Origin of the sequence: Acaryochloris marina S15 (genome assembly GCF_018336915.1) — a bacterium.
GTDB lineage: Bacteria > Cyanobacteriota > Cyanobacteriia > Thermosynechococcales > Thermosynechococcaceae > Acaryochloris > Acaryochloris marina_A.
The window spans coordinates 927,127-940,354 of the sequence record NZ_CP064923.1; the positions used below are offsets into that span (position 1 = coordinate 927,127).

At 48.2% G+C, this 13,228-nt stretch carries 11 protein-coding genes and 1 riboswitch; of the genes, 4 read left to right on the plus strand and 7 right to left on the minus strand.

Annotation, left to right across the window (positions count from 1 at the left end; translation table 11 throughout):
- Nucleotides 1-59: 59 nt before the first annotated feature.
- Both ruvB and I1H34_RS05015 read right to left on the minus strand, forming a co-directional pair.
- Nucleotides 60-1,175, minus strand: a complete 1,116-nt coding sequence (gene ruvB, locus I1H34_RS05010; protein ID WP_212666145.1) for a Holliday junction branch migration DNA helicase RuvB — start codon at nt 1,173-1,175, stop codon at nt 60-62.
- A 58-nt stretch (nt 1,176-1,233) separates the two neighbouring features.
- Nucleotides 1,234-2,418 (minus strand): RtcB family protein, encoded by a 1,185-nt coding sequence (locus tag I1H34_RS05015; protein WP_212664625.1) that lies wholly within the window; start codon nt 2,416-2,418, stop codon nt 1,234-1,236.
- Nucleotides 2,419-2,750: 332 nt separating this feature from the next.
- Here I1H34_RS05015 and I1H34_RS05020 point away from each other — a divergent pair, with 332 nt between their 5' ends.
- Complete coding sequence (locus I1H34_RS05020; protein ID WP_249369817.1) at nt 2,751-4,196, plus strand: sugar transferase; 1,446 nt, start codon at nt 2,751-2,753, stop codon at nt 4,194-4,196.
- A gap of 38 nt (nt 4,197-4,234) precedes the next feature.
- A riboswitch (cyclic di-GMP riboswitch) is annotated at nt 4,235-4,321 on the minus strand.
- A 1,049-nt stretch (nt 4,322-5,370) separates the two neighbouring features.
- Here I1H34_RS05020 and I1H34_RS05025 read toward each other — a convergent pair.
- Nucleotides 5,371-6,168 (minus strand): RNA polymerase sigma factor SigF, encoded by a 798-nt coding sequence (locus tag I1H34_RS05025; protein WP_212664627.1) that lies wholly within the window; start codon nt 6,166-6,168, stop codon nt 5,371-5,373.
- Nucleotides 6,169-6,606: 438 nt separating this feature from the next.
- Between I1H34_RS05025 and I1H34_RS05030 the strand changes: the two genes are divergently transcribed.
- Entirely contained in the window at nt 6,607-7,338 is a 732-nt protein-coding gene (locus I1H34_RS05030; RefSeq protein WP_212664628.1) for a Bax inhibitor-1/YccA family protein, read from the plus strand.
- Between the two features lie 132 nt (nt 7,339-7,470).
- Nucleotides 7,471-8,052: a hypothetical protein gene (locus tag I1H34_RS05035; protein ID WP_212664629.1), complete on the plus strand. Its 582-nt coding sequence runs from the start codon at nt 7,471-7,473 to the stop codon at nt 8,050-8,052.
- Between the two features lie 4 nt (nt 8,053-8,056).
- On the opposite strand, the gene I1H34_RS05040 is transcribed toward I1H34_RS05035, so the two are convergent.
- From I1H34_RS05040 to I1H34_RS05055, 4 genes are all read right to left on the minus strand, one after another.
- Nucleotides 8,057-8,968 carry a cation diffusion facilitator family transporter gene (locus tag I1H34_RS05040; RefSeq protein WP_212664630.1) on the minus strand — a complete coding sequence of 304 codons (912 nt, stop codon included), beginning with the start codon at nt 8,966-8,968 and terminating at the stop codon, nt 8,057-8,059.
- A 15-nt stretch (nt 8,969-8,983) separates the two neighbouring features.
- Entirely contained in the window at nt 8,984-10,180 is a 1,197-nt protein-coding gene (locus tag I1H34_RS05045) for a 5-(carboxyamino)imidazole ribonucleotide synthase (protein WP_212664631.1), read from the minus strand.
- A 14-nt stretch (nt 10,181-10,194) separates the two neighbouring features.
- Nucleotides 10,195-10,629 (minus strand): SH3 domain-containing protein, encoded by a 435-nt coding sequence (locus tag I1H34_RS05050; RefSeq protein ID WP_212664632.1) that lies wholly within the window; start codon nt 10,627-10,629, stop codon nt 10,195-10,197.
- A 91-nt stretch (nt 10,630-10,720) separates the two neighbouring features.
- Nucleotides 10,721-12,244 carry an AAA family ATPase gene (locus tag I1H34_RS05055; RefSeq protein ID WP_212664633.1) on the minus strand — a complete coding sequence of 508 codons (1,524 nt, stop codon included), beginning with the start codon at nt 12,242-12,244 and terminating at the stop codon, nt 10,721-10,723.
- A gap of 217 nt (nt 12,245-12,461) precedes the next feature.
- Here I1H34_RS05055 and I1H34_RS05060 point away from each other — a divergent pair, with 217 nt between their 5' ends.
- Complete coding sequence (locus tag I1H34_RS05060; RefSeq protein ID WP_249369819.1) at nt 12,462-13,067, plus strand: hypothetical protein; 606 nt, start codon at nt 12,462-12,464, stop codon at nt 13,065-13,067.
- Nucleotides 13,068-13,228 lie beyond the last annotated feature (161 nt).

Below are 13,228 nucleotides of genomic sequence, written 5' to 3' on the forward strand. Positions count from 1 at the left end.
GGACTTGATCACAGACATCACTGCTGTAGCACATTCACTACAAGCCCCAACAGGCTGACTCAGGAGATTAACCGCATTTGTTCATCGGGCGGTTGATAACCCAGATGGGTCCATGCCGCAGGCGTTGCCACTCGGCCTCTAGGCGTCCGGTTCAGATAGCCGATCTGCATCAGATACGGCTCATAAACCTCTTCAATCGTCTGGGAATCTTCCCCCGTCGCCGCAGCTAGAGTATCTACCCCCACTGGGCCACCGTTATATTGCTCAATCATCACCGTTAGTAAGCGGCGATCTGTCCAGTCCAATCCGCAAGGATCGACATTAAACAGCTCTAACGCTTCCTTGGCAATAGTTGGGGTAATGTCCCCCGAATACTTCACCTCCGCATAATCTCGCACCCGTTTCAGTAAGCGGTTAGCAATACGAGGCGTGCCTCTGGATCGTCGAGCGACTTCTGCTGCCGCATCTGGGGTAATGGAGACCTTGAGAATATCCGCCGTCCGCAACACGATTTTCTCCAGCTCATCGGCTTCATAAAAGCGCAACCGTTGAACAAAGCCAAATCGGTCTCGCAGGGGTGACGTCAGCGCCCCCACCCGAGTGGTGGCCCCGACTAAAGTAAAAGGCTTTAAGGGCAAACTGCGAATTCGTGCTGACTGGCCCTTGCCAATCGTGATATCTAGCCGAAAATCTTCCATGGCTGGGTAGAGCAGCTCTTCCGTCATCCTCGACAGCCGATGGATTTCATCGATAAACAAAATATCACGGGGCTGCAGGTTGACCAGCAAACCGACAATGTCACGGGGCCGTTCTAGGGCAGGTGCACTCGTGACTTTACAATTCACCCCTAACTCAGACGCCAAGATCAGCGAAATCGTTGTTTTCCCAAGTCCCGGCGGCCCATAGAGCAATAGATGGTCCAGGGCTTCTTGTCGCGACTTAGTGGCCTGGATGGCAATATCCAGAACCTCTTTCAGTTCCCGCTGACCAATATATTCATCAAATTTTTGGGGCCGCAGCTTATCATCCTGCTTGCCCACAGATTCTTCGTTTACCGCTTCAGGCTGCAATAAAGCATCCGTCTGCTCAGGCTTAGACCGTTTGGCAGACTTCGCCTGAGATGGCTTTTTCGGCTCATCGGGTTGTGGAGATTGCTTAGAGGAGACAATGGCCATAATAGCCTCCATCATAGCGGGCGAAGGCAGTGGGTGGGACATCCCCCCCAATCCCCCACTACCCTTTTACACAGACCACTTGCTTCAAGGTTGCAACCACCTCTACCAAGTCAGCCTGATTTGCCATCACCTCTTCAATCGGCTTGTAGGCTCCTGGAATTTCATCCAGAATCCCCTTGTCCTTGCGGCACTCCACCCCTTGAGTCTGCTCAATCAAATCATCCAGGGTAAAGTGCTTTTTCGCCTTCGTCCGAGACATGGTGCGACCAGCACCGTGACTACAAGAGCAATAGCTTTCCAGATTCCCTTTACCTTTGACGATGTAGGACTTCGCTCCCATGGAACCAGGGATAATCCCATAGTCTTCTTGACGAGCGCGAACGGCCCCTTTACGAGTGACATACACCTGCTCTCCATAGTGCATTTCTTGCTCCGCATAATTGTGATGGCAGTTGACGGATAACACCGGCTTGGTAGGCTTGCCCCCAGCCAAATGCTTCTCCACAATTCGCTTAAAGCGAGCCATCATCACCTCACGGTTATAGCGGGCATAGTCTTGAGCCCACTGCAAATCACGCCAATAGGCAGCAAACTCAGAGGTACCAGCTACAAAGTAGGCCAAATCCAGATCCGGCAATTTCATCTCAGCCAGTTTGGCTAGCTCCTTCGCCGTTCTGATATGGTTTTGGGCCAGCATATTGCCAATATTGCGAGATCCCGAATGCAGCATCAGCCACACCTGATCGTCCGTATCCACACAGACTTCAATGAAATGGTTACCCCCTCCCAAGGAGCCCATTTGCCGTAGGGCTTTTTTCTCCAGGTGCTGTACCCCGGAATGGAGATGCTTAAAGTCCTGCCAACGCTGCCAATTGTAGACCGACTTATCTGCCTCATCATTTTGATTGAAACCAACTGGAATCGTTGCCTCAATATCCAGCCGGATTTGCTTGAGGACTTTGCTATCCAGTTGATTGGCGTTGAAAGAGGTTTGCACTGCTCCCATGCCACAGCCAATATCCACCCCTACAGCCGCAGGAATGACCGCATCCTTTGTGGCAACCACAGATCCCACGAGAGCCCCTTTACCGAGATGTACATCCGGCATCAAGGCTACATGCTTATAGACAAACGGCAGGGAAGCAACATTCTTCGCCATTTTGGTTTCTGCAGGTCCCAGATCATGATTGGCCCAGGACAGAACAGACTTTGGTGCTGACAACTTAAGTGGTTGGTAAGACATGGTTGCACCCCCATTCGGAGATATAAAAGATTAATAGCAACATTTCCCAGACCATCATGTGACTGATCGCAGGAAGTATTGTAGTACATATACTACATAATATTTTGATATTCGGCAACTTTTCTTTCCCTCAGTTAGTACCTCAGCCCAATCACCCATTTCAACGCACCATCACTGGAGTATGTTGAATTACCGCCTACAGAAGGGAACGATCACCCCAGGGGAATGGTTACAGCAATATTTCTGAAGTATGGCCAGACAAGGTATATGTGGGCAGCATTTAGCTGCTAGGTTGAAGTCTATAAGTTATGGCGTTGTCCCATTCAAGTGTTGTGGTTAAATTACCTCACTCTATAGAACCCTCCACTGGCGATATTCGAGCCCCTCAAAAACTCAGATTTGCCAAAGGCTTGATGGGGCGCTGGCCAAGAATTAGCGCTCTTTTAGTGAGTGATTTCGTAGCACTAGGTATTGCTTGGGAAATTGCCGCTAAGTTTAATCAGTTTTACGCTCCCATCCCCCCCCAACTCATTGGGTGGTCTTGGCTAGGACTTCCCAGTCTATTTTGGGCGTTTTCCAGCATGATGGTCATCGTTCTTGCCTGTGGAGGACTTTACAACACCTCGGGAGCCTGGAAACACTATGTTCGGGCAGGCCAGTTAGTCAGTTTGACCTATCTATGGTCATTGGTGATCAGCTATTTTTATGACCCCAAGCTGGATGCCCCACGATCACTGTTTTTTACTGCTTGGTTCAGCAGTGTGGTGATGGTGATTGGTTTACGACTCATTACTACCCTTGTCTTAGAACAAATCGGCCTATTCCACCGCAGTAAAATTCCTGTCTTTATCATTGCACCTGCCGACCGCTTACCCATCCTTGCCCAAGTGATCCAGCAGCAGTCACAATATCGAATCGTCGGCGCTGCCCTCTCTGCTACCGCCAATGCCAGTAGCATGATGCAGTTGATCTGCAAGACCTCTGCCGTCGAAGTGCTTGCAGAAGGTCTGCCCCAAACCGATTTAGCTTCCATGCTGTATTGGCAACTCAGGCGAGAAGGCATTACTCTCCGCCTGCTGCCATCTAGCGTGGAAATGCTCCATCGGCGGGGTATTCCTGAAATGTTTGCCCATATTCCCACGTTACGCACGGAAGCACCGCTATTAGGTGGACTCGATTATCAAGTCAAGCGTCTCATCGATATGGGTGCTGCCCTAGGACTCCTCATATTGCTAGTTCCCGTATTTGTAGGCATTGCCCTTTCCACAAAACTCACCTCTCCTGGGCCAGTTTTCTTTTGCCAAGAGCGGGTAGGGCTGGGGGGGCAGATATTCCAAATGTGGAAGTTTCGGACAATGGTGGTCAATGCGGAGGCCTTACAAGCCAAGCTAGAATCCCAAAATCAAAATAAAGATGGCATTCTCTTCAAGGTCAAAGATGACCCACGCCTGACTCAGCTGGGCAAATTCTTACGTCGCACTAGTCTAGATGAGCTACCGCAACTCATCAACGTCCTGTTAGGACAAATGAGCCTTGTGGGGCCTCGTCCATTGCCCATTAGAGATGTAGAACGGTTCGACTCCTGGCATCATATTCGCCACCATGTTGTCCCCGGCATGACGGGACTATGGCAGATTTCAGGTCGCTCAAAAGTTGGCAACTTCAATGAGGCGGCCCGCCTAGACCTGTATTACATCGATAACTGGTCCCTAAACCTGGACCTTGAGATATTGGTGGAAACGGCAAGAATAGTGTTGTTTGGCTATGGGGCGTACTAAATTGTAGGGAAAAGTACCCACCATAAAAATAAAGTCCCTTCGGTATTAACGACCATCATGCCTGTAAAGGGGTAGACTCGCTAATTTGCGTCTTGCTCTTTCGAGACAAGTTGCCGTTTCGAGGACTTAACTGAGCTATACGGGGGGATCGATAGCCCATCTGTATACGAGTATAAACCGATTTATTCTCCATGACTACAAATAGCCATTAAATTTCTATTTAATTTGCCCTATAGAAATGAATAAAAAGCGTGAAAAGACTTATGGGAAAGGATTACAGTAGATTAACATTCCCTTACAAAATCAGTTCTCACATTACAGGATGCTTGATTATTCTGCCAGACCTAAAAAGTGATATAAATCACATTCGCTTATCTTCAAACCCTTCAACAAGTGCCAGTTGTCGTGCAGCAATGAACGAGCTGTTCATTGCTTAGCCTCAACATTTAGCGTTGGCACAATCCCTTCATTAAACCAATGGGTGTCTTATTCTGGGCCAATCGTCGGTCCTTTCAATTCTCAGCTATTCCAGAGCACAGACCCTGGTGATTGATCTAAAAACTCCTATCACTAAAAATGCTGAAGTGGGTGCACAAAGCGTTCCTATATCAGTGACGACCCCCTACTCGTATTTCAGAAGCAGCAACAGAGTCTGATGTTCGAACACATCTATACCAATTTGCGATCGCATCATCCGCATCAGCAGGACTACCGTTGAAGGGGGATTCAATTCATACCGCGATCTTTAAACACCTCTGGCTAAATTTAGATCGTCTTATTGGGCGAACGTTGCACATTATCAGCCGATCAAAGTGAAACTCTGAGGTCCCATATTAAAAGAGTATCGTTCTTATTCAAAATGATCACAGAAGCTGGCAAATGTTGCTGAATTCATCTCCCCTAAACCATTGTGGAGATTGATTGTAAAAGATAGGAGTGATCACAGTAGATATGTCAGCGAGAACCCGAGGTCCATGGGCACCTGCGGTAGTGAATATCATGAATACGTCTGCTATCAATAGCCGGAATCTTATTTAGGAGTATGAAACAGACGATTAGCGTATGATCACTGGCTGCAACTCGCGACTCATCCTCTCAGTGCACATCTATCCTGAGATGGAATAAACCCTGGTTGATCTCAAAGACCCGTTAGGTCTAAAACTTACATACGTAACTAGACTTCCATTTGCATTGCAGCAGACTTTTGCAAAAGACCGACTAACTCATCAATTCCTTTCTTAATTCGGCGAGTAACCGTAACGGGGCTAACGCCAATACGCTGAGCCACTTCTTGTCGAGAGAGTTGATGGACAAACACTGACTCGATCATTTCTCGGGTGCGATCTTCTAGCTGATCTAGTGCTTGCTGAAGTTCCAACCGATCTTCTTGGTTGGTTTGCATAATTTGGCACCGAGCATCCATCAGAGTATCCCCTAGGGTCATCATGGAATCGGACTGTTGATGATGGCCGGAAGAGACACGAGCATTCAAGCTGAGAGGGACGCGATTAGAGGCGGCTAACTTAACCGCTCGCCATTCCTGCATTGACAGATCGAGTTCGTCGGCAATTTCTTGATCGCTGGGATGACGTCCGAGTTCCATCGTCAATGCCTGGCGAACTTTTGCACCATCGCGGCTCAGCTGCTGCCATCGACGAGGGATGCGAACAGTATTGGCACGATCCCGTAAGAAGTGAAGAATTTCGCCTCTGATATAAGGAACAGCAAAGGAGCTGAATGCATAACCTTGGGTGGGATCAAATCGCTCGATGGCAGTAATTAATCCTAGGAAACCACATTGCTCTAAATCTTCGTAGGGCTCTGCACATTGGTGAGCGAGGCGGTGAGCTACCTTGCGGACTAATCCCATATTCAAGCGGACCAAGCGGTTTCGGAGCTGAACAGAAGGTTTCTGGCGATAAGCAACCAGCATCTCCATTGTCTGGGACTGTAAGGAAGTTTGATAAGCCATAGTTTAATCGTCCTGATGTCCTGTACCTGGAAATCATTATCGAGATACTGAACTTGAAAAACCATCGTTAATATACGGGACTTTATAAAAATAAATGGAAGAAGCCTACGCGTTATTACGTAAGTAGATTCCCGGACAGTCCATTTACATTCGGTAATAATTCGGGAGATATCAGTATTAACACGGAGCAGTAACGCTTTACCGGAGAAATAACTCCGTATATATACATTACCTAGACTATTATGTAGCGCTATAGGTCTAGGCGTTCATCCCCTTGCAGCATACCCAAAAAGCCTGCAGAGTTCACCCTGTATAAATAACTCCTTGCCTTTAAGGGTTACGGATAACCCTAACCTTGCTGCCTCCTACTTTTTAGGGAGATAAGGCAAAATAAGAGGTAGCAGACCAATAACAGAGTTTGTTTAAAAGAGGAAGTCCGTGAGTAATACAAGTAATTTTCGTAACGCCATTCAAGAGGCCAAACAAAACGCCCTCGTTGGCCCCAATGTTATTCAAAACGCCCTACCTTTCCTAGGCGCAGGATTAGTTTTAACTGCTGTCGGAGCATGGGGTGGTTTAAAAGTTATTTCTAATTCTGGCCTTCAAACTTACAATGCCACATATCTACCTGCCTCGATTCTGTTCATCGTGCTGTTTATTAGTTCCCAAATCGCTGCAACTAAGGGCAAAAATGATGTTGCCCTGCCTTTGCTTGCGACCTTTAGCCTAGTCAGCGGCTATACCCTATCACTTCTAATGGAACTCGCTCTGAAAACCCCTGGAGTGGGTGAAACAGGGCTAGCTATTGCAGCGTTGAGTTGTGGCATTACTTTTATTGCCGCTCGTCCTATCGGCGGTAATTTATCCGATGAAGATGGATTTGCCCTTACTAAAACATTTCAACTCGGGCTAGGTGCTTTACTAGTTGTGGTAATTGCCCAAGCCATATTGATGTGGTTTGGCATTATTACCCCCAGCTGGATGGAAATTGGAATTTCCGGTTTTGGCGTCCTGTTATTTGTTGGGGCAGCTGTTGTTGACTTCTTCGTTCTGCCTAGAACCTATGAAGATGAGCAATATTTATCGGCTGCTTTATCGATGTATATGACCTACGTCAATCTGTTTATCTTTATTCTCAGATTCTTAATTGCAATCAATAGTAGAGACTAACCATTTCGGCAGATAGTACTTTAGTTTCAAGGGGTTGGACGATCGTCCAGCCCCTTGAAACTTTTAAATTTTGAACAGAGTCTTTATACATTAATAGGAGCAGCATTTAGGGAATATCAACCAGAGGGAAGGATGATCGGTCAAACAATTTTGATGATGGCAGGGCTCAGTTTAGGTATGAGTTTAATGGCCAATAAACCGCCCATTTTCACCCCTCATTCGGTCCCTTCTCTCCTAGCTAGACCTCCCTATAATTGCTTGACCCGTGAGGTTTGGAGTCCGGCTAAACGGGCTTGGTGTGATCGCTTTGGTCCTCACTCTGAGCCTTGGCCTAAGGTTGCCCGACCTGAGATGTGGGAGAGGGATCGCAACCGCTATACGCCCATTCGCCTCAGCACCTTACCCAGTGATACCTCTTTAACGGGCACGGCTCCTAAGTCCATTGCCCTATCCCTTGTCGATTTACCAGAAACAGCAGGGAACTCCCAAAAACAGACCTCCGTTTCCATTCAGCAAGGTCAGTCTGCCGTAGTGATGCTGTCTAATGTCGGTTTGGCAGATGATTCGGTGCAAGGCATCCGATACCGCTTTGAATTTGAACCCCAGGGCATGATAGATAACGAGGAAAAATGGCAGCTAGTGTGGATGGGGCGACAGCAAATCTGTTGGCCCGGACGAGGGCCAGAAGAATGGACCAACCAGCCTTGTAGTTAATTATTTAGGGATGGTGAGACCGATCGAGTACAGCATCTTCCCAGGACACAGGATCCTCAATGGGCTCTAAATGTGTCATTACATGGGTGCCGGGTAAAGCCGTCATAATCGCTTGTTCCAACACATCGCATAATTCATGGCCTTTTTGGACAGACCAATTTCCGGGCACCAGAACATGAAAGGAGACAAAATTACGAGCCCCAGCTACACGGGTACGGAGAGCGTGAAACTGAATCCCCTGGGCTTGGTAGGCCGTTAAGGTTGCGCGAATAACGGCTTGGTCGGATTCAGGCAATGCACTGTCCATCAGCCCAGACATAGTTTCCCGAATGAGTTTGATGGATACCCAAACAATATTAATGGCAACCAATAAGGCCATGATGGGATCGAGAATCAGCCACCCCGTCAGCTTAACAATCACCAAACCGGCCACCACCCCCACCGACGTCCAAACATCGGTTAATAGGTGATGGGCATCAGCTCGGAGGGTGATAGAGCGTAGCCGTTTCCCAGCTCGTAGTAAAACCCAAGCCACACCAGCATTGACGAGGGATGAAAGGATGGATAAGCCTAAGCCTAGTTCTAACTCTGCGATGGGTTGAGGATCCAGTATTCGGGGAATAGCAGTAATCGCAATGGTAATCGCGGCTACCAAAATCAGGAGTCCCTCTAAACCGCTGGAAAAATATTCGGCTTTAGAATGACCAAATGTATGTTCTTTATCGGGAGGCTGGGCAGCAACTGTGAGCGCCCAAAATGCTGCTAATGCGGCAATTAAGTTCACACTAGACTCAGCCATATCCGAGAATAAGCCAACGGAAGAGGTGAGCTGATAGGCACCAAATTTGAGCCCCATTGTTACCAAAGAAGCAGCAATCGATAACAGAATATAGGTGCGGGCAGCCTTACTGCTCATAACGTTCTCTATCCCTCAGCCCGTATACCAAAGGGTTTCAATTTTATGGGCCATATCTACGGCTATAGCCGGATCACCAGAGGATAATAACATTGTTGCATGCCCTAACTTCCGCCCAGGCCGATTTTCTGTCTTGCCATACCAATGGACGGACGTCTGGGGGAGGGCAGCAATAGCCTGTCGTTTTTGTAAATAATCATTGTGGCTGGTTTCAAATCCCAGCAGGTTTACCATGACGGCAGCGGAGGTCGTGAGGTGAGTTGGGCCTAAAGGCTGACCACTAATCGCCCGTAAATGCTGTTCAAATTGGGAGGTTGCACAGGCATCGATGGTGAGATGGCCAGAGTTATGGGTGCGGGGGGCAATTTCATTGACCCACACTTGGTCGTCAGCGGTTTGGAATAACTCAATCCCCACAATTCCCACCATATTAAGATGCTCTAATATCTGGGATGTGATGTGATCAATCTGCGCCTGGGTCGTGGATGACAACTGAACTGGAGCAATAGCCCAATGGCAAACCTGATCTTGCTGATGGGTTTCCACCACTGGGAACTGGGAAATCTCTCCCGTCGTAGAGCGAGCTGCCATGACCGCCAATTCCCGCTGAAAGGGAACATAAGCTTCCACCATCAACACAGACGGATCTTGCTGGGCTTGTTGCCAACATTGGGCGAGGTCTGCCGAGGTATGACAAACAAAAGTACCCTGACCATCATAGCCATTGCGTCGAGCCTTGATGACGACAGGGAACTCAAAAGATGGGGGCAGTGAGCCAGATGTCAGAGGTGCAAACTGGGGGACGGCTATCCCAAGGGAAGCGAAAAAGGTGCGTTGCTCATACTTATCGAGTAAGGGAGCTAGGCTGGCTAAGCTAGGGCGAAAGCAAACGCCTTGAGCTGCCAATTTCCCTAAGGCATCTAAATCAACAAACTCATTTTCGAAGGTAATGATTTGGCAGTGTTGAGCGAGGTGAGCTGTAGCCGCGACATCCGTAATAGGAGCGAGAATGGCCTGCTGGTCTAGATCGACTACACTTTGTAGGGCTGAGTCAGAAGGGTTCGGCGTTTGAAAAACGAGGTTGAGGTCTAAGGATGGGGCAGCTTGATTCAACATCCAAGCTAGTTGGCCACCGCCCAAAATACCAACGGTGTGAATGGGCACTTGGGGTGACGTAGCGGCGGACGGGGTTGCGATCGCAAAATCAGACATAAAACCAATTGTTCTTAAAAGGCAGGTTCAGGCTCGGCTTCCGGGGGAGTTTCCGCAGCTACATCTTCTTGAACCCGTTCGGTATTGCCCATGGACACCCAACCTTCCACATCCTCGCCTTCCAGGTCAGCTTTAATCTTCTGCCATTTTTGGTCCGGTGATGCTTCAATCACAGTGACGGGCTCTTCGTATTCTAGGACTTTAATGACATCCGCATCCGAGGATCTTTCTTTTCTGAGGAATAAACCGTCAGGGTAAATAACGACTGCCGGATAGGGCTTGGGTTTAGCAGGCACTGCGGGTTTAGCGTCGTTCGGAAACTTAGGTTTTTGGGGGATTTGAGAAAATCGGTTTAGGTACAAATAGCCAGCACCGCCCACTGCTCCCCCAACAATTGCTAAACCCAAGATGACACCAATGACGATTTGAGCGATCTGAGACGGTTTCATACAGGCATCAAGATGACAAAGTTAGTCAAATTCTAAGGGTAGAGAACAAGTAAGGGTTATTCAAATAAAAATCATGTTCAGCACAGTCATATTAATCCGGCTGTTGAAGTTGCCGCTGAATGCGCAAGCTTAGTGTACTATGCTTGGACGCTAATCGTGCTTTCCCCGATGCTGCCCAATCTTGCAGAAATTCTACCTGTTCTTGAGCAGTACGAGCTAAAGGAATGATTTGGCTGGCGGCTTCTAAGATATCGTCCGTCGTAAAGTCTCGGTTCTGGCTAAATCCCAAATGCATCGCTTCAATAATGCTCTGTTCCAGCTCAGCTCCAGAGAAATCTGGTGTTTCGTAAGCTAATCGCTGCAAATCATATTGGTTGAGGTTGTGGGGACGTAACCGGGATAAATGCACCGAAAAGATCGCTTCCCGTTCTTCCTTCGTCGGCAAGCCCACAAAAAAGATCTCATCAAACCGCCCTTTTCGCAGCATCTCTGGGGGTAAAGACTGGATATTATTGGCCGTCGCCACCACAAAGACCGGAGAGGTTTTCTCCGCCAGCCAGGTAATAAAGGTACCAAACACCCGGCTGGTCGTCCCTGAGTCTCCCCGACCATCGATGCCCGCAAAGGCTTTATCAATTTCATCAATCCAGAGAATGCAAGGGGCTAAAGCCTCAGAAAGCTGAATCATTTGCCGGGTTCGGGACTCTGACTCCCCCACTAGTCCGGCAAATAGACGTCCCACATCTAGGCGCAACAGGGGCAGATGCCAATGATGAGCAATCGCCTTTGCCGTCAGGGATTTACCCGTCCCTTGAATTCCCACTAACAAGAGGCCGCGAGGATGGGGTAAACCGTATTGTCGAGCTTTCTCAGAGAATGATCCGCCTCGTCGGAACAGCCAATCCTTGAGATTATCAAGGCCACCAATATCAGAAATATTTTCCTGGGCAGGATAAAAATCCAGAATCTGAGTCTGGCGAATGGTTTGTCGTTTTTCCTCTAGAATCAGCTCAACATCATCTGCACTGAGCTGGCCGTGGGTTGCGATCGCACGGGACAATACCCGCCGAATTCGATCCATCGTTAACCCTTGACAGGAACGGGCCAAATCATCCAAATCCTTACCCGTCAGGGGATGAGAGGTGGCAGTCAGTAAACGTTCAACCTCAGACCGAATCTCTCCTACATCAGGCAGGGGGAAATCAATCACATGGACCACTTCACCTAAATCACGAGGAATCGCCACCTCACTGGCCAGCAGAACAATATTCTTGGGCTGCGACTTCAACAGTCGAGATAAATTGCGAAGCTTCCGAGCAATCGCCACATCTTCCAGAAACCGATTGAAATCTCGAAGGATAAAAATCGCAGGGGCGGACGGGGGTAACTGCTCAATCAGTTCTAGGGCCTGCAACGGATTGCGCTGACCAAATCCTGCATCCGTGGGATTCCCTTGATAGCCATCCACAAAGTCCCAAGTATAGACCGCTCGATTTCCCTGACGTTGGGCCGAATCCGCAATCACCGATTCAACGCGTTCTTCCTCCTGCGTAGGGATATAAATTAATGGATATCGGGCTCTGAGGAGTAACTCAAACTCATGACTAAAGCTCATGGGACTAACCCTGAAATAGTGGATATCTTAAAAAGCAAGAATGTATGGTCACGAACTCCATCAATAGTGAGTAGATAGATCCTGCTTGCCAATTTTACCTGGGTGTTGAAAAGGATTGCATCATGCAAGGATGTGGAAAACTGTCATCTCCCTCTGGGTAAACTGAGTTAACCGCCTTATCCATAGGAGATCTTGCACCAACCCAGGCTATCCCAATATGGGACATGGATATGAGGTCGGCATTTATTGGGGGAATCGCATGTCCATTATTCAATCGACAGACCTTGAAGCGCGAGGACTGCTCAACGATCAATCGTCAGCATTGCAGATCCAGGGCAAATGGTTTAAGCCTGGCCCTGCATTTACAAAATCCTTACTGCAAACCGCGTTAGACTTCTGTAAGGATGCCCGGGAGCATGGACGACAGTATTTACTCATTGAATTCCCTACCTATTTCATGGCTTGGCAGCGAATTCGACCCAAAACATCCCCATCCCCCTCTCAGAAGCCCTCTACTGCCAAACCAACCCTTCCCACTCAAACACCACCGCCTCCCCCACCCAAGCAGACAGCCCAGCCCAACACACCTGCAGTAGAGCCACCGGATCTATCCACTAAAGCAACCCTTGCTAGTGTTAATCGAATCTTTATTAACCGGTGTAAAACGGAACTGGCAGTTCATGTTGGGCCCATGGCCGATTTCTTAACGGAACAAACTCTAAAACAGTCTCCTCATCTATCGCCCCAACAGCTTATTGAGGCTCTCGCCCTGCAAATACCTGACACCAAAGCAGCTCTGGCTTTTCGCCAATCATTGGAGTAAGGTCATTATTCCGCAATTGCAAATAAATATTTTTGTTTTCTGATATCACTATCCTGGAAAATACTGTTAGTCACGAACAGAAACTCCCATAGGTTTTGCCCATGATTAATGGGCAAGTAAGTGATTATTAAAGCTATAGCCGCTTGTCTCAAGATAAGTTT